The following is a 16412-nucleotide window of genomic DNA, read 5'->3' as shown; positions in this document are numbered from 1 at the left end:
GCGTGATTGTCCGACCGGGCCGGAAGACCCCGGTCCCGGCCGCTGTCCGCGCGGGACCGCCGTCTAGGGTGCGGGCATGATCCCGCAGGCGTATCTCTCCGAGCTCTTCTCGCTGGACGGCCGGGTCGCGGTGGTGACCGGCGGCAGTTCCGGTATCGGCCGGGCCGTCACCGGGGCGCTCGCGCGCGCCGGGGCGCGCGTCGTGGTCGTGGCCCGCCGGGAGGCCGAGCTGGCCGCCACCGTCGAGGAGTTGGCGGCCGACGGCTGCCGGGCGGCCTGGGTGAGCGCCGACCTGGGCACCCGCGACGGCGTGCGCCGGGCGGCGGAGGAGGCGGCCGCCGTGTTCGGCGAACCCGACATCCTCGTCAACAGCGCCGGGATCAACCTGCGCCCGCCGATGGGCGAGCTGGGCGAGGACGTGTGGGACACCACGATGGCGGTGAACCTGGAGGCGCCGTATCTGCTGGGGGAGCGGTTCGGGCCCGGCATGGCCGAGCGGGGCTTCGGCCGGATCATCCACATCACCTCCCAGCAGGCACACCGGGCGTTCGTGCAGAGCGGTGCCTACGGGGTGTCCAAGGGCGCGCTGGAATCGCTGGCCCGTTCACAGGCCGAGGCGTGGTCCCCGTACGGCGTCACCTGCAACACCCTCGTGCCGGGCTTCGTGATGACCCCGCTCAACGAACGGCTGTCCGCCGACCCCGGGAAGGTGGCGGCGCTCGCGGCGCGCACGATGACCGGACGCAACGGCCTGGCCGAGGACTTCGCGGGCGCGGCGGTCTTCCTGGCGAGCCGCTCCTCCGCCTATGTCACCGGCCAGTCCCTCTTCGTCGACGGCGGCTTCTCCGTGCACTGAGCCGCACGCCGCGGTGCGAGACGCGCGAGCTTGCCGGGGTTCCGCTGGACATAGACGGCCGCGATCCGGCCGTCGCCGGAGGGCTCGACGCTGAGGGCGGTGTCGGGCCGGCCCGCGGAGAGGACGAGCAGCGCCGGCCCGCCGTTGAGCTCCAGGAAGCGGATCTCCGGCTCGGGCACGTCCCTGTGGGCCACCGCGAAGAGGAAGCGGCCCACCTTGGCGGCGCTCTCCAGCACGCGCGGCGGGGCCTTGGACTTCCCGCCGCTGTCGCCGACCAGCCGCACGTCGGGGGCGAGCAGGGCCAGCAGGTCCTCGATGCTCCCGCCGGTGGCGGCCGCGAGGAACTTCTCGGTGAGGTCGCGCTGTTGGACGGGGTCCACCGGGAACCGCGGTCTGCCCTCGTCGACATGGCGGCGCGCCCGCCCGGCGAGCTGCCGCACGGCCGCCTCCGAGCGGTCGAGCACGGCGGCGATCTCCTGATAGGGGAAGGCGAACGCCTCGCGGAGCACGAAGACCGCGCGCTCCAGCGGCGAGAGGGACTCCAGGACGACCAGCATGCCCAGCGAGACGGAATCGGCGAGCACGGCCCGCTCGGCGGTGTCCGGGACGGTCGTCCCGAAGTCCGTCACGACCGGCTCCGGCAGCCACGGGCCCACATAGCTCTCGCGGCGGGAGTGCGCCTGGCGCAGCCGGTCGACGGCCAGCCGCGTGGTGACGCGGACCAGGAAGCCGCGGGCGTCGCGCACCTCCTCGCGGCCGGCGCGGGACCAGCGCAGCCACGCCTCCTGCACGACGTCCTCGGCGTCCGCGACGCGGCCCAGCATGCGGTAGGCCACACCGGTCAGGACACCGCGGTGTTCCTCGAAGGCGTCGAGCGCGGAATCGGGTGCGGTCACGGCGTCCATCCCACCGCGATCCGGGCGGGGTTGTCCATATGAGCCTTCCCCTGCCCGCCGCGGCGAGGCGCCCGCCGGGGTCTACCCATCGGTAATCCTTGCTGACATCCTGTCTCAATACCCCTGCACTGCCCCGTGGATGACGAGGAGTCGCACCATGGCCGACACGGTCGCCTTCCCCATCGACACCCCCGCCGGAGAGCGGACCGTCGAGGTGTCCTACGAACGGCTCGGCGGCGGGGAACCCCTCGTCCTGCTGCACGGCATCGGCCACCACCTCCAGGTGTGGGACCCGGTCGCGGGCATCCTCGCCGCCGAGCGCGACGTCATCGCCGTCGACCTGCCGGGCTTCGGCCGCTCGTCCGGCCTGCCCGAGGGAATCCGCTACGACCTCCAGGGCGTGACCCCCGTCCTGGCCGCGCTCTTCGAGGCGCTCGGCCTGGACCGGCCGCACGTCGTGGGCAACTCCCTCGGCGGGCTGCTCGCCCTCCAGCTCGGCCGCGAGAAGCTCGTCCGCTCCGTCACGGCGATCTCGCCCGCCGGGTTCTGGAACGAGCCCGAGCGGCTGTACGCCTTCGGGGTGCTGTGCCAGCTGCGCCGCGGCGCCCTCACCATGCCCCCGCCGCTGGCGGCCCGGCTGGCCCGTACGGCCGTCGGCCGGGCGGCGATGGTCGGCGCCATCTACGCCCGGCCCCTGCGCCGTTCCCCCGACGCCGTGATCGCCGAGACACGCGCCCTGCGCGAGGCCACCGGCTTCGCCGCGACCCTGGCGGCGGGCCGCACGGGGCGGTTCGACCAGGACGTGCCCGACATCCCGGTCACCATCGCCTGGGGCAGCAAGGACCGGGTGCTGGTGCCCCGCCAGGGCATCCGCGCCAAGAAGGTCATACCGAACGCCCGGCTGCTGCGCCTGTCCGGCTGCGGCCATGTGCCGATGAACGACGACCCGGCACTGGTCGCCCGCGTCATCCTCGACGCGTCCCGCTGAGCGAGGGGCGTTCGCCTCAGGAGACGGACCAGTCCCGGGTGCACGGAACGAGCCGGCAGCCGTCCGGATCCTCCACGGTGTCGCCCCGGTTCTCCCAGCAGGGGTTGCGGGACGGCTACCCGCTTGCCGCCGTGGGCTTCCAGGCGGGCGACGATTTCCTCGGGGATCCGCTCGTCGAGACAGACGACTCGTCGAGACAGACGACGACCAGGTCTTCCTCCGTGGGCGTGGGGGCGGTGGGAGCCCCGGTCTCGTACGTCAGCTCCAGGTGCCACCCGGCCCCCGGCCGGCCCACCGCCACCAGGCGGTGGTCCTCGCCGGGGAGGTCCCCGGGGGACACCTCCCGCCGCCAGATCACGGACAGGCCGAGCCCCTCGGTCCAGAAGCGCTCGGCGGCGTCGAGGTCGCGGGAGGGGCGGGCGACGCGGATGTGGGATGGCGCGTTCGCGGGCATGGCACGACCGTACGCACGGGCCGTCACCCGCGCGATCGGCCGTCGGTCCTGGGCCGTGGCCTGACGGGCTGTCAGTCCTGTGCGGGGCCGATGACCACCGGCCGGGCCCGTCCCGTGGTGGCGTCGAAGTGTGCTCCCACGCGTCCGTCGCCCGATGAACGGCCCGTCAGGCGGCGGCCGATCCAGGGGAGCAGGTGCTCGCGGGCGAAGCGCGCGTCGGAGGTGCGGCGGGCGGTCCAGGGCGGCCGGACGAACGGCGGGAGCGGGGCGCGCCAGTCGAGCTCCGGTTCGTGGCCGAGCGCCTGCCAGACGGCCTCGGCCACCCGGCGGTGCCCCTCGGCGTTGAGGTGCAGCCGGTCCTCCGCCCACATCCGCGGATCGCCCAGCACCTCGGCCCCGAAGAGGTCGACCACCAGCGCGCCGTGCTTCTCCGCGAGCTCGTCGACGAAGCCGAAGAGGTGCTCCATGCGCGGCCGGAACCGCTCCAGCACCGGACCGTGCCGCCCGGGGCTGCGCATCAGCACCAGCTGCCCGCAGCTCGGCGCGATCCGCTCCACGGCATCGGCCAGCCGGGCACACACGAGATCGACGTCGCACTTCGGGCGCAGCACGTCGTTGAGCCCGCCGACCAGGGTCGCCAGATCGGCGCCCATGGCCGCGGCGGCGGGCGACTGCTCGTCGGCTATCTGGCCGATGAGCTTGCCGCGCACGGCCAGATTGGCGTAGCGCAGGCCGCCGGGCGCACGGGCGGCCAGCCGTGCCGCGAGGAGATCGGCCCAGCCGCGGTACGAGCCGTCGGGGAGCCGGTCGGACATCCCCTCGGTGAAGGAGTCGCCGACCGCGACAAAGCTGGTGTACGTGGCATTCATCTGCATGGCGCGGTGATCCTACTCCTGCCGGGCGGGCGGCCCCGGGGCGGTGTCCCGCCGCCCCGGGGCGTGAGCGCTACGGGCGCTGCCCGACCAGCTCGCGCAGCACGTCCTCCAGGGTCACCAGCCCCACCGGCCGGCCGTCGTCGCCGGTGACCGCGGCGAGGTGGGTGCCGGTGCCGCTCATCGTCGTGATCACGTCGTCGAGCGGGGTCGCCGCCCGGACCGTCGCGATCCGGCGCATCCGCCGCACGGGGAACGGCTGGTCGCGCGGGGTGACGTCCAGCGCGTCCTTCACATGCAGATAGCCGATGAGCCGGCCGGAGTCGTCGAGCACCGGGAAACGGGAGAAGCCGGACTCGGCGGAGAGCCGCTCCAGCTCCTCGGGCGTGACCCCCAGCGGGGCGGAGACCACCTGCTCGACGGGGGTCACCACATCCTTGACCGGGCGCTTGCCCAGCTCCAGGGCGTCCCGCAGACGTTCGGTCGCCCGCTCGTCGAGCAGCCCCGCCGCGCTGGAGTCGGCGACGATCCGGGCCAGCTGGTCGTCGGAATAGGTCGCCGCGACCTCGTCCTTCGGCTCGACCCGCAGCAGCTTGAGCAGCGTGTTCGCGAGCGAGTTGATGGTGAAGACCACCGGGCGCAGCGCCCGCGCCAGGGTCACCAGCGGCGGGCCGAGGAGCAGGGCGGTGCGCACCGGCTCGGCGAGCGCGACGTTCTTCGGGACCATCTCGCCGAAGAGCATGTGGAGATAGGTCGCCACGGCCAGCGCGATGGCGAACGACACCACGTGGATCAGCCCGCCGGGCAGGCCGACGGCGTGGAAGACCGGCTCCATCAGGTGGGCGATGGCCGGTTCGGCGACCACACCGAGCACCAGGGTGCACAGCGTGATGCCGAGCTGGGCGGCGGCCATCAGGGCCGAGATGTGCCGCAGCCCCCACAGCACGCTGCGGGCCCGCCGGTCGCCCTGGTCGGCGTACGGCTCGATCTGGCTGCGGCGCACGGAGATGAGCGCGAACTCCGCGCCCACGAAGAAGGCGTTGACGACGAGGGTCGCCAGGCCGATGAGCAGCTGGACGACGGTCATCGGCCCGCCTCCCCACCGGTGGGGAGGCCGTGACCGGCGGCCGGGGCCGTCAGCCGGACCCGGGCCGCGCGGCGGCCCGCGGCGTCCGCCACGTCGATCCGCCAGCCCGCGATCTCGACGGTGTCGCCCACGGCCGGGATCCGGCCGAGCTCGGTGGCGACGAGCCCGGCGAGCGTCTCGTACGGGCCGTCCGGCGCCCGCAGCCCGATGATCTCCAGCTGGTCGGTGCGCACGGCGCCGTCCGCGTCGTACAGCCGCCGTCCCTCGCCGTCCGTGCCGGCCGGGGCCAGGTCGGGCAGCTCGTCGGGGTCGTGCTCGTCACGGACCTCGCCGACGACCTCCTCCACGATGTCCTCCAGGGTGACCACGCCGGCCGTGCCGCCGTACTCGTCGATGACGACGGCCATGGTGCGCCGGCCCGACAGCCGGTCCAGCAGCCGGTCCACGGTCAGCGACGTGGGGACGAGCAGCGGCTCGCGCAGCGTCGCGGTGACGGGGTGGTGGCGGCGCTGCTCCGCCGGTATCGCCAGGACGTCCTTGACGTGGGCGGTGCCGATGACGGCGTCGAGGCTGCCGCGGTAGACGGGGAAGCGCGAGAGGCCGGTGGCCCGGGTGGCGTTCACGACGTCCTCGACGGTGGCGTGCGAGTCCAGCGCGGTGACCTGCACGCGGGGCGTCATCACGTTCTCCGCGGTCAGCTCGGCGAGGTTCAGCGTGCGGATGAACAGCTCGGCGGTGTCCGCCTCCAGGGCGCCCTCCTTGGCGGAGTGGCGGGCGAGCGCGGCGAGCTCCTGCGGGCCGCGCGCGGAGGCCAGCTCCTCGGCGGGCTCCAGGCCCATCCGGTGCAGCGTGCGGTTCGCGGTGTTGTTGAGGTGCCGGATCAGCGGGCGGAAGGCGGAGCTGAACGCGCGCTGCGGCCCGGCGACCTTCCTGGCCATCGGGAGCGGGCGCGAGATCGCCCAGTTCTTGGGGATCAGCTCGCCGATCACCATGAGCACGACCGTGGAGAGCACGGTGCCGAGCACCAGCGCGGTCGAGGAGGCCGCGGCCCGGGACAGGCCGAGCGCCTCGACGGGCCCGGTGAGCAGGGCCGCGATCGAGGGCTTGGAGATCATGCCGATGATCAGCCCGGTGACGGTGATCCCGAGCTGGGCGCCGGAGAGCTGGAAGGTCAGGGTGCGCACGGCCTTGAGCGCGCTCTGCGCGCCGCGGTCACCCTGCTCGGCGGCCCGCTCCAGCTCCCCGCGCTCGACGGTGGTGAGCGAGAACTCCGCCGCGACGAAGACGGCGCACGCCAGCGTCAGCAGCAGGGCCACTGCCAGGAGCAGCACTTCCATCATCGGTTCCACACCTCCGTCCCATGATCGGGCAGGGCAGGGAGGATCGCGCGATGTCGGCTACTGGGAGGCTCGCCCATGGGCGGACGCTCACACCTTTCGGGAAGTGAAGATACGGGTGACCATCCATGGTAAAGGACGAGCAAAGCGGCTCGGGGTCCGTGCCCCCGGCCCGGTGCGGCCGTCAGGCGCGCAGCTCCTCCATGACGGGGGCGAACGCCTCCATGCTCGCCTCCAGGACGGTGAAGTAGGTGAAGCCGAACCGCTCGCGGTGGCCGCGCACCTGGTCCGCGATGTCCTTGACCGAGCCCGCCAGCAGTGCCGGGTGCCCGAGCAGCTCGTCCTCGGTGAGCTTCGCTTTCTCGCCCAATTTGCGCACCGTGGCCCGGCGGTCCGCGCAGACGGACACGATCTGCACCAGGTAGTTCAGCTCGGCGGGCGTCTCGCGGCCGGCGGCGAACCCGTGGTAGACGGCCATCCGCTCCTCCATGAGGGCCGGGCTCATCAGCTCCAGGGCGCCGGAGTCGTTCGTGACGGCCCCGGTGAACGCCGCGATGTCGGCGTGCCGCGCGGCCAGCCGCAGCATGCGCTTGCCGTTGCCGCCGAGCAGCAGCGGCGGGTGCGGTGCCTGCGCGGGCCGCGGCAGGTGCTCCGGGTCGCCCAGCAGCCGGCCCAGCTCGGTGACCATGTGCTCCAGGTGGTCCACGCGCTCGCGCGGCGAGCCGAACGGCAGCCCCGCCCTGTCGTGCTCCTCCTTCACATAGCCCGCGCCCAGCCCCAGCTCCAGGCGTCCGCCCGTGAGCTGGTCGGTGGTCGCCACCTCGCGCGCGAGCAGGGCGGGGTTCCACAGCCCGGCGTTGAGCACGAAGGTGCCCAGGCGCGGCCGCTCGGTCGCCTCCGCGGCCGCGACCAGCGAGGGGAAGGGCGCGGGCATGCCGAGGTGGTCGGGTACGAGGATGACGTCGTAGCCCAGGGACTCGGCCCGGCGGCACTTCTCGCGCCACTCGGCGGCGGAGCCGGGCGAGAGCATGTTGACGGCGAAACGGAACGGACGTGTCATGGAGGCCCCCCTTGATCGTTCTCTTGCGCAGACCCTACCGGAGGGATCCTCCGTTTAGTACCCGGCCGACCGGTGAGCGGATTCAGGAAGTGCCGTCGGCCCCGTCCGGCTCGGCCGGGCGCCGGGCCGCTCCCAGCACACAGGGCGCGACCGGATTCGGCATCCGGCCCGCGGGGATGCGCAGCCGCCGGTACGCCCCGAGCTCGAAGCCCGCCGCCCCGATCGCCGCCAGCGGATCCCGGGCCGTGTGACAGCCGCCGAAGAGCACCGGCCAGACCGTGGCGTCCAGCACCCGCTGCACCCCCGCAGGCACCGGCCCCTCCGCCCGGACGTGCTCGAAGAACCGCAGCTCACCGCCCGGCCGCAGGACCCGCCGCAACTCCGTGAGCGCCCGCCGCACATCCCGTACCGAACACAGCACCAGCGACGCCACCGCCGCGTCGAACGCCTCGCTCTTGACCGGCAGCGCCTCCGCGGCCCCCGGCACGACATCGACCGGAACACCCGCGCGGACCGCGGCGTTCACCGCGTGTCTGCGCAGCAGCCGCTCCGGCTCGATCGCCACCACCTCGGACACCGTGTCCGGGTAGTACGCGAAGTTAAGGCCGTTGCCCGCGCCGATCTCGATCACCCGGCCCGACAGCCCGGCCAGCAACTCCCGCCGGTGCGCGGCCATGCCGGCGCGTTCGTCGAGGAGCGGGCTCAGCTTCGCGTAGTACCGGGCGAACACCGGATGGTGCACGGAGTCGTGCGGCGTCGTGGTGGACCGGAGCGACATGGCACACCCCTTCCCGGGGATATGGCGGTTATCGCGATTCTTCCCCCGCCAGGCGCACCCGCACCATTCCCGGTGTGTCCGGGTGCTGGAGTCCTGGGTGCGGTTCGTTGATCAGGCGCGGGTTCGTTGCCGCCTGCGGCGGAGGTGCCCCTCGGGCCCGTCTTCAAGCGCCGGACGGGCTGGGTCGGCCGTAAGCGACCGCCAACTTGCGCCTCCCGCGTGGTTCGTCAACCGCGCTGGGACGCCGCGAAGCGGGCCGCGTCCCACGTGCCGTTCAGCTCCGGTGCCAGCCAGCCGGGCGCCGCGGCGCGGAACTCCGCGGGCGGCAGCGCGCCCGCGCCCTCCGGCACCGCGCCCAGCAGCGGCGCGCCCGCCGCCTCGGGGAGGTCCGCGAGGTTGCAGCGCTCCGCGAGGCCGGGGTCCGCGGGCCAGCTGCCGATCACGACGCCCTGACAGCGCAGACCGCGGGCGCGCAGCGCCTCCGCGGTGAGCGCGGTGGCGTTGAGCGTGCCCAGGCCGGCCTGGGCCACGAGCAGCACGGGGGCGGCCAGCAGGCCCGCCACGTCCGCCAGTGTCGAACCGGCCTCGTCGAACCGGACGAGCAGCCCGCCCGCGCCCTCGACCAGGACCAGGTCGTGCTCGGCCGCCAGCCCGGTCGCGGCCCGCTCGGCCTCGCGCGGCCGCACGGGCGCGCGGCCCGCGCGGCGGGCGGCGGTGGCGGGGGCCAACGGGTCGGGGAACCGGGCGAGTTCGCGGCCCGTCACCGGACCGGCGAGCCGCCGCACCTCCGCGATGTCACCGGGCTCTTCCGGGGTGACACCGGTCTGGGCGGGCTTGAGCACGGCGACGGTCCGGTGCGCGGCCGTCGCCGCCGCGGCGACGGCCGCGGTGACGACGGTCTTGCCGACCTCGGTGTTGGTGCCTGTGACGACGAGAACGGTCATGTCTTCCACTTCTTCTCGTTCTTCTCGTTCTTCTCGGGGTGCCCCGCAGGCGTCCGCGCGGACCGGCTACGCGACCCGCGCCGCCGCGCGCACCGCCGCGCAGATCCGGGCCACGTCCTCGTCACCCGTCACATACGGCGGCATCGTGTAGACGAGATTCCGGAACGGGCGGAGCCAGACGCCCTCGCCGACCGCCGCGCGGGTCGCCGCCGCCATGTCGACCTCGTGGTCCAGCTCGACCACGCCGATCGCGCCGAGCACCCGGACGTCCCGTACCGAGGGCAGCCCGGCCGCGTCGGCGAGGCCGTCGCGCAGGGCGGACTCGATGCGCTTGACCTCCGTCCGCCAGTCCTGGGACAGCAGCAGGTCGATGGACGCGCACGCGACGGCCGCCGCCAGCGGATTGCCCATGAACGTCGGGCCGTGGGCCAGCACGGGGACCTCGCCGCCGGAGATGCCCTCCGCGACCCGCGTCGTGCACAACGTCGCGGCCATCGTGAGATAGCCGCCGGTCAGCGCCTTGCCCAGGCACATCACATCGGGGGTGATCCCCGCGTGCTCCGCCGCGAAGAGCCTGCCCGTACGGCCGAAGCCGGTGGCGATCTCGTCCAGCACCAGCAGCACGCCGTGCTCGTCGCACGCCTCGCGCAGCACGCGCAGATACACCGGGTCGTGGAAGCGCATCCCGCCCGCGCCCTGCACCACCGGTTCCACGATCACGGCGGCCAGCTCGTGCGCGTGGCGCGCGAGGACCTCCCGCAGGTGCGCCGAGTAGGCGTCCACCGCGTCCGTGTCGTAGTCGTGCGGCGGCGCGTCCGCGAACACCTGCCGGGGGAGCGCCCCCGACCACAGCTCGTGCATCCCGCCGTCCGGGTCGCACACGGCCATCGGCTGCCAGGTGTCGCCGTGGTAGCCGCCGCGCCAGGTCATCAGCCGGTGCTTCTCCGGCCGTCCCACCGAGCGCCAGTACTGGAGGCACATCTTCACGGCCACCTCGACCGAAACCGAACCGGAGTCGGCGAGGAAGACGTGTTCCAGGCCCTCGGGAGTGATCTCCACCAGGCGGGCCGCGAGCCGCACGGCGGGCTCGTGGGTGAGCCCGCCGAACATCACATGGCTCATCCGGCCCAGCTGTTCCCGCGCGGCCGCGTTGAGCACGGGGTGGTTGTAGCCGTGGACGGCGGACCACCACGACGACATCCCGTCGATCAACTCGTCCCTGCCGTGGGCAGGTTCGGCGAGCCGCAGCCGCACCCCCGACGCGGAAGCGACGATCAGCGGCTCCGTACGGCCCGGCATCGGGCCGTACGGGTGCCAGACGTGCTGCCGGTCGAGGGCGAGCAGTTCCCCGGGGGCGAGGGGCTCAGGCATTGGGCGGCAGGTCCGTCCCCGCGCCCCGGCGGCGTACGGCGACCAGCTCCGGGCGCACCTCGCCCGGGGCACCGACCGGAACTACCGATTCCGCCTGGGGCGCTGCCGCCTCGGGAGCCTTGGCGGCCTCGGCGCCGCCGTCCCCGCACGGTCCGCAGCCGCCACCGCCGTGCCCGCCGCAGCTGCCGGCCGAGGCGGAGGCCAGGGCGTCGGCGCGGTGCTCGGGCAGGGTCGTGGTGTCCGCGCCCTCCACCTCGAAGCCCGCGTCCTCGATCATCGCCAGGTCGGCCTTGCCCTCCTGGCCCTCACTGGTCAGATAGTCGCCGAGGAAGATCGAGTTGGCCAGGTGCAGCGCGAGCGGCTGCATCGAGCGCAGGTGCACCTCGCGGCCGCCCGCCAGCCGGACCTCCACATCCGGGCAGACGAACCGCACCATCGCCAGGATCCGCAGCGCGCGCTGCGGGGTGAGGTTCCACTCCTTCGCCAGCGGCGTCCCCTCGAAGGGGATGAGGAAGTTGACCGGCACCGAGTCCGGGTCCAGCTCCCGCAGCGAGAAGACCACGTCGACGAGATCGGCGTCGCTCTCGCCCATGCCCGCGATCAGCCCGGAGCACGCGGACATGCCGGCCGCCTGCGCCTGCTGAACGGTCTCCACGCGGTCGGCGTAGGTGTGCGTCGTGGTGATGTCGCCGTACGTGGCCTCGGAGGTGTTGAGGTTGTGGTTGTAGGCATCGGCACCCGCGGCGCGCAGCCGCTCCGCCTGCCCGGCGGAGAGCAGCCCGAGGCAGGCGCACACCTCGACGTCCTCGTTCTGCTCCTTGATCGCCTCGATGGTCCGGGTGACCCGCTCCACGTCCCGGTCCGTCGGCCCGCGCCCGCTGGCCACCAGGCAGACGCGCTTCGCGCCGCCCGCGACACCGGCGGCCGCCGCCTGCGACGCCTCCTCCGGCTTCAGCCAGGTGTACTTCAGGATCCCGGCCGTGGAACCGAGCCGTTGCGAGCAGTACGAGCAGTCCTCGGGGCAGAGCCCGGACTTGAGGTTGACCAGATAGTTGAGCTTCACCCGGCGCCCGAACCACTTGCGGCGCACCTTGCCCGCCGCGGCCACCACATCGAGCAGTTCGTCGTCGGAGGTCGCCAGTACGGCGAGCGCCTCTTCACGGGTCGGCAGCTCCCGCCGCAGCCCCTTGTCCACCAGCGTGTTCAGCAGGTCCATGGCCGAGATCCTTACGCACCGCACCGCCTCGGGCCAATGGAGAGATCGCACAACAGCCCCCTTTTGAGGTGTGTGTATTGCCACACCCTGACCAGGCGGGACGAGGACTACGTTCTATGCACTGCATACAAAGCGGGGCCCGGGGCCCCGCCGTGCTCCCACCCACCGTCGCCCCGCCACGGAAACGACAAGGACGGCCGATGCCCCAGGACCCCTTCGACTGGATCGACCGGCACCACGAGCGCCGCCTCGCCGCCGGTCTGGTGCGGGACCTGCGTCCGCGCCCCGCCGAATCGCCGCTGGCCGACCTGGCGGGCAACGACTATCTGGGGCTCACCCGGCACCCGGAGGTCACCGCGGCGGCGGCCGAGGCCGCGCTCCGGTGGGGCGCGGGAGCGACCGGTTCGCGACTGGTCACCGGCAGCACCGCGCTGCACGCCCGGCTGGAGGAGGAACTGGCCGCCTTCTGCGGCTTCGAGGCGGCCCTGGTGTTCTCCTCGGGCTACGCGGCCAACCTCGCCGCCGTCACCGCCCTCACCGGGCCCGCGGAGCACGCGGCCCTCGTGGTCTCCGACGCGGGCAACCACGCCTCGCTCATCGACGGCTGCCGGCTCGCCCGGGCACAGACCGCGGTGGTCCCGCACGCCGATCCCGACGTGGTCCGCAAGACGCTCGACGCCCACGGCGGCCGCGCGCTGGCCGTCACCGACTCCGTCTTCTCCGTCGACGGCGACGCCGCCCCGCTGGCCGCGCTCGCCGACGCCTGCCGGGCGCACGGCGCGGCCCTGCTCGTGGACGACGCGCACGGCCTGGGCGTCCTCGGCGAGGGCGGCCGCGGGGCCGTGCACGCGGCGGGCCTCGCGGGCGCGGCGGACGTCGTCGCCACCGTCACCCTGTCGAAGTCACTGGGCAGCCAGGGCGGTGCGGTCCTCGGCCCGGCCCGGGTGATCAGGCACCTCGTCAGCAACGCCCGGACCTTCATCTTCGACACCGGCCTCGCCCCGGCGGCCGTGGGCGCGGCCCTGGCGAGCCTCGGGGTGCTGCGCCGCGAGCCGCAGCGCGCGGCGCGCGCCCGGCACGTCGCCCGCGAGCTGCACCGAAGGGTGACGGCCGCGGGCCTCGAAGCCGTACGGCCCGACGCGGCGGTGGTGTCCGTACGGGCGCCGTCCCCCGAGGCGGCGGTGCGCTGGGCGGCCGACTGCCGGGCCGCCGGGATCGCGGTCGGCTGCTTCCGGCCGCCGTCCGTGCCCGACGGCATCTCGCGGCTGAGGCTGACCGCCCGGGCGGACCTGTCGGACCGGCAGGTCGAGGAGGCGGCCGGCACGGTCGTACGGACCGCACCGGCCGCCTGACGGCTCAGGTCGTGCGGTCGGGGGGACGGAGGGAGCCGTCGCGCAGTCCTCCGAGGAAGGAGGACCAGGCGAGGGGGGAGAGCAAGAGGGCGGACAGGGCGGTGTTCTTCGAGTCGCGCACGGCCAGGAGCCCGGGGGCCAGACCGGCCGTCTCCACGCAGTTGTTCATTCCGGTGCTGTAGCTGCTGCGTCGCCACACTGCGCCGCACAGGGCCGAAGGGGAAGGTACGTACCGAGGCATTGCGGACATGGTGCCTCCTTACGCGCCGTCGTAGATCCCGGCGATGAAATCCAGCGAGTTCTCGTGCGAGAGGGCGTGCGCCCGCAGCGTGGTGAATGCCTCGGCGTACGCCCGGAGGTCTTCTTTCCGCTCGAGGTAGAGGCTACTCGTCAAATGGTCGAGAACAACCACGTCCAGATCAGCAATGCGCGGAAATGAGAAAATAACAAAAGGTCCGGTGATGCCAATATGACAGCTCCTGGAGAACGGCAGTACATGCAGCCGCACATGACGCTGCGCACCCGTTTCCACCAGGTGTCGCAACTGCCCGGCCATGACCTCCCGCCCACCGACCTCGTGGCGGAGCACCGCCTCGTCCAGCACGGCGCACAGCTCCAGCGGACTGTCGCCGCCCAGCACCGACTGCCGTGCCATGCGCACCCGCACCAGCTTCTCCACCTGCTCCGGCGGCGGGTCGTTGAGCGCCGCACGGGTCACCGCGCGGGCATAGGCGGGAGTCTGGAGGAGGCCCGGCACGACCGTCGTCTCCAGGGTGCGTAACCGCGACGCCTCCGATTCCAGGCTGATGAAGTCGAGATACGCCGCCGGCAGCAGATTGCGGTAGGCGTACCACCAGCCCCGGCGGGCGCCCTCCGCATCGGCGGTGCCCGCGCCGCACAGCGCTCCCAGCAGCGCGCGCAGTTCGGGGTCCGACACCCCGTACGCGTCCAGCAGCAGCGCGACGTCCGAGGACTTCACGCCACTGCTGCCCGTCTCGATGCGGCTGACCTTCGACTGGTGCCAGCCCACCGCGTGCGCGGCCTCCAGGCTGGTCAGTCCGGCGAGTTCGCGCTGGCGGCGCAGCTCGCCGCCGAGTTTGCGGCGGCGCACCGCGGGTCCGTTTCGCATAGCCCTGCCTCCGCCTGTGATGAACCCCGTGACGAACGTGGTGTTTCTTGTCAATAGACCAGTGTGCCGTCGGAATCCGGTCTCTCGTCGTAGAGTTCACCGCTTCGAGCGACAGATATATGCAGATGCTGGAGGATCGCCCGCATCACCCCCATTTCCGGTGGCAGGCTGTCGCGCAGAGCCGTCCGGAAGTGCTCTCGACTTCACGACGCATTGCGTCGGAGTCCGCTCCCGGCGGGAAAGGGACAGCGCCATGGCAGATCACCAAGAAGCCACCGTCACCCTGCCGAGCGCCCCCGCCTCGGTCTCCACCGCACGCCGCTATGTGGCCGGCGTGCTCGCGGACTGGGGGCTGCCGGGCGGCACGGACGCCGCCGAGACCGTGCGGCTGATCGTCTCCGAGCTCGCCACCAACGCCGTGCAGCACACCCGTGGCCAGTCGCCCACCTTCACCGTCGAGGTGCGGCTCGATCTCGACCAGCAGTTGCGGATCGGGGTCACCGACAGCCACCCGCGCTTCCCCCGCAGACTGCCCGCCGCCGTCCAGCAGGACAACGGGCGGGGCCTGGTCATCATCCGCTGCCTCACCGCGGAGCGCGGGGGAAGGGTCTTCTTCACCCCGAACCCGGACGGCGGCAAGACCGTGTGGATCTCGCTGCCCTGGACCGTGCCCGCCCTCAGCGCCGAACGGTGAGGGCGGGGCCGGGGCCCCGCACGGCGTGCGGGGCCCCGGTGCGGCGGCGCGGCCGCCTCCTGCCGCTGGGTGTGCCGGCGGGTCAGTTCACCCGGCCGTAGCGGACGTTGTTCGTCCAGATCCGCTCCAGGCGGACCACCGCTCCGGTCTTGGGCGCGTGCCAGATCCTGCCGCCGCCCGCGTATATCCCCACGTGGTAGATGCCCTGGCCGGAGACGAAGAACACCAGGTCACCGGCTTCGCGGGCGGAGCGGGAGATATGGGTGGTCCGGTTGTACTGCTCGGCGGCGGTGCGGGGCAGGGTCTTCCCGGCCCGCTTGAAGGAGTAGAGGGTCAGGCCCGAGCAGTCGAAGCGGTAAGGGCCGGTCGCGCCCCACTGATAGGGGGAACCCTGTTTCGAGGCCGCGATGTGCAGTGCGTCGGTGGCGACGGTCGATGCCTCGGCTCCCGTCGCGCCGCCCGGCACCAGCACCGTGGCGCCGACGGCGGCGAGCGTGAGCGCGGAGGCCGCGCCGGCCCTGGACATCATTGACGGACGTTTGTGCGCACCCATGTGCCAACCCTTCGTCAGCCGCCTGTGAAGGATGACCTGTCGGGTTCGGGCAGGCGAAGATGCCCGGCCGTGTCAACGGCTTCACCCCAAGGGCCGACCGCACTACTCTTGGTCGTCCCACCGTGCTCGGGTCCTCCATCCCCACCGGTGCGTTCGTTCGACCCGGCATCCAGGCAGCGGCGGGGTTCGGCGTCCGCCTGGACCGCCCCGCCGGGATGGCGGGGTCTTGTCGTCGACCGGATCTTGGCGCAGCCCAGGTACGGATTCCGAGCGGAACCAGAGGTATGTGAGGCTGCTCACTCCCGGGCAATTCCGCTGGACACGACGGGGATTGTCCGTTTCGGCGAAGCCCTGTTGAGCCCCTGGCCTGGGGGCCCGCGGCACCGCTCCGGCGCGGCGTGCGTGCCCGGTTGACATCGATCACCGCGCGTCGTCTACGACACCGTCCGGCGTCTGAGGGAGCGGTGTTTATTCGCCCGCCGACCCGTGATGCACGGACGCGGGCGGGAGCGTGAGCGGGACCGCGCCCCGGACGCGCCGACGCGCCCCGGTCCGGACCGGCAACGGGCGCGCCAGGCGGCTCCCGGGCAACTCCCGCCCACCGCCCTCGAACGCGGCTGCGAGGGCTTCGCCGGGCCCGGCGCGGGCGACGCGCGCGGTCTGCGGGGCCCGTAGCCCGTCGTACGTGTCATGCGGATGGAGCGGAGTGATCCGGCCCAGAAGATCCAGTAGTTGCAGACGGCAGCGGCATGAAGTTCCGGCCCGGATCGCCGGTTTCGTCCCCCTGGCCCCTCCGGCCCCCCGTGACACCCCTGGCCATGGATG

General features: G+C 73.2%; 16 protein-coding genes, 1 pseudogene and 1 riboswitch. Of the genes and pseudogenes, 4 read left to right on the top strand and 13 right to left on the bottom strand.

Annotation, left to right across the window (positions count from 1 at the left end; translation table 11 throughout):
- The first annotated feature begins 76 nt into the window (after positions 1 to 76).
- Positions 77 to 856: an SDR family NAD(P)-dependent oxidoreductase gene (locus ACZ4A5_RS07715; protein WP_467579527.1), complete on the top strand. Its 780-nt coding sequence runs from the start codon at positions 77 to 79 to the stop codon at positions 854 to 856.
- Here the strand turns inward: ACZ4A5_RS07715 and sigJ are convergent.
- Positions 805 to 1752 (bottom strand): RNA polymerase sigma factor SigJ, encoded by a 948-nt coding sequence (gene sigJ / locus ACZ4A5_RS07710; protein WP_467579525.1) that lies wholly within the window; start codon positions 1750 to 1752, stop codon positions 805 to 807. The genes ACZ4A5_RS07715 and sigJ overlap by 52 nt on opposite strands.
- A gap of 157 nt (positions 1753 to 1909) precedes the next feature.
- Between sigJ and ACZ4A5_RS07705 the strand changes: the two genes are divergently transcribed.
- On the top strand, positions 1910 to 2740 hold the full coding sequence (locus ACZ4A5_RS07705; RefSeq protein ID WP_467579522.1) for an alpha/beta fold hydrolase: 831 nt from the start codon (positions 1910 to 1912) through the stop codon (positions 2738 to 2740).
- Positions 2741 to 2756: 16 nt separating this feature from the next.
- Here ACZ4A5_RS07705 and ACZ4A5_RS07700 read toward each other — a convergent pair.
- The 9 genes and pseudogenes from ACZ4A5_RS07700 to bioB form a co-directional block, all read right to left on the bottom strand.
- Positions 2757 to 3194, bottom strand: a pseudogene (locus ACZ4A5_RS07700) (VOC family protein).
- A gap of 71 nt (positions 3195 to 3265) precedes the next feature.
- Positions 3266 to 4069: an SGNH/GDSL hydrolase family protein gene (locus ACZ4A5_RS07695; protein ID WP_467579519.1), complete on the bottom strand. Its 804-nt coding sequence runs from the start codon at positions 4067 to 4069 to the stop codon at positions 3266 to 3268.
- A 70-nt stretch (positions 4070 to 4139) separates the two neighbouring features.
- On the bottom strand, positions 4140 to 5153 hold the full coding sequence (locus tag ACZ4A5_RS07690; RefSeq protein WP_467579516.1) for a hemolysin family protein: 1014 nt from the start codon (positions 5151 to 5153) through the stop codon (positions 4140 to 4142).
- Positions 5150 to 6493: a hemolysin family protein gene (locus tag ACZ4A5_RS07685; protein WP_467579514.1), complete on the bottom strand. Its 1344-nt coding sequence runs from the start codon at positions 6491 to 6493 to the stop codon at positions 5150 to 5152. The genes ACZ4A5_RS07690 and ACZ4A5_RS07685 overlap by 4 nt, the downstream gene beginning before the upstream one ends.
- A gap of 181 nt (positions 6494 to 6674) precedes the next feature.
- Complete coding sequence (locus tag ACZ4A5_RS07680) at positions 6675 to 7550, bottom strand: LLM class F420-dependent oxidoreductase (RefSeq protein ID WP_467579512.1); 876 nt, start codon at positions 7548 to 7550, stop codon at positions 6675 to 6677.
- Between the two features lie 82 nt (positions 7551 to 7632).
- Positions 7633 to 8328 (bottom strand): class I SAM-dependent methyltransferase, encoded by a 696-nt coding sequence (locus tag ACZ4A5_RS07675; RefSeq protein ID WP_467579510.1) that lies wholly within the window; start codon positions 8326 to 8328, stop codon positions 7633 to 7635.
- A gap of 227 nt (positions 8329 to 8555) precedes the next feature.
- Positions 8556 to 9272 (bottom strand): dethiobiotin synthase, encoded by a 717-nt coding sequence (bioD, locus tag ACZ4A5_RS07670; RefSeq protein ID WP_467579508.1) that lies wholly within the window; start codon positions 9270 to 9272, stop codon positions 8556 to 8558.
- Positions 9273 to 9338: 66 nt separating this feature from the next.
- Complete coding sequence (locus ACZ4A5_RS07665) at positions 9339 to 10643, bottom strand: adenosylmethionine--8-amino-7-oxononanoate transaminase (RefSeq protein ID WP_467579505.1); 1305 nt, start codon at positions 10641 to 10643, stop codon at positions 9339 to 9341.
- The gene (gene bioB / locus ACZ4A5_RS07660; protein ID WP_467579502.1) at positions 10636 to 11859 is read right to left on the bottom strand and encodes a biotin synthase BioB; all 1224 of its coding nucleotides are present in this window, start codon (positions 11857 to 11859) and stop codon (positions 10636 to 10638) included. Before bioB ends, ACZ4A5_RS07665 begins: the two co-directional genes overlap by 8 nt.
- 200 nt (positions 11860 to 12059) lie before the next feature.
- On the opposite strand from bioB, the gene ACZ4A5_RS07655 reads away from it, so the two are divergent.
- Complete coding sequence (locus ACZ4A5_RS07655) at positions 12060 to 13211, top strand: 8-amino-7-oxononanoate synthase (protein WP_467579500.1); 1152 nt, start codon at positions 12060 to 12062, stop codon at positions 13209 to 13211.
- A gap of 4 nt (positions 13212 to 13215) precedes the next feature.
- Here ACZ4A5_RS07655 and ACZ4A5_RS07650 read toward each other — a convergent pair whose 3' ends face one another.
- Both ACZ4A5_RS07650 and ACZ4A5_RS07645 read right to left on the bottom strand, forming a co-directional pair.
- Positions 13216 to 13380: a DUF397 domain-containing protein gene (locus ACZ4A5_RS07650; RefSeq protein WP_467579497.1), complete on the bottom strand. Its 165-nt coding sequence runs from the start codon at positions 13378 to 13380 to the stop codon at positions 13216 to 13218.
- A 90-nt stretch (positions 13381 to 13470) separates the two neighbouring features.
- On the bottom strand, positions 13471 to 14340 hold the full coding sequence (locus ACZ4A5_RS07645; protein WP_467579494.1) for a helix-turn-helix domain-containing protein: 870 nt from the start codon (positions 14338 to 14340) through the stop codon (positions 13471 to 13473).
- A 253-nt stretch (positions 14341 to 14593) separates the two neighbouring features.
- On the opposite strand from ACZ4A5_RS07645, the gene ACZ4A5_RS07640 reads away from it, so the two are divergent.
- Positions 14594 to 15034 carry an ATP-binding protein gene (locus ACZ4A5_RS07640; protein ID WP_467579492.1) on the top strand — a complete coding sequence of 147 codons (441 nt, stop codon included), beginning with the start codon at positions 14594 to 14596 and terminating at the stop codon, positions 15032 to 15034.
- Between the two features lie 82 nt (positions 15035 to 15116).
- Here the strand turns inward: ACZ4A5_RS07640 and ACZ4A5_RS07635 are convergent, their stop codons facing one another.
- On the bottom strand, positions 15117 to 15587 hold the full coding sequence (locus ACZ4A5_RS07635; RefSeq protein ID WP_398874070.1) for a C40 family peptidase: 471 nt from the start codon (positions 15585 to 15587) through the stop codon (positions 15117 to 15119).
- Positions 15588 to 15591: 4 nt separating this feature from the next.
- Positions 15592 to 15765, bottom strand: a riboswitch (cyclic di-AMP (ydaO/yuaA leader).
- Positions 15766 to 16412 lie beyond the last annotated feature (647 nt).

The sequence above is a fragment of the Streptomyces sp. NPDC025618 genome, assembly GCF_055558795.1.
The sequence above is the reverse complement of the archived record's forward strand: the minus strand, read 5'-3'. Positions and strand labels throughout refer to the sequence as shown.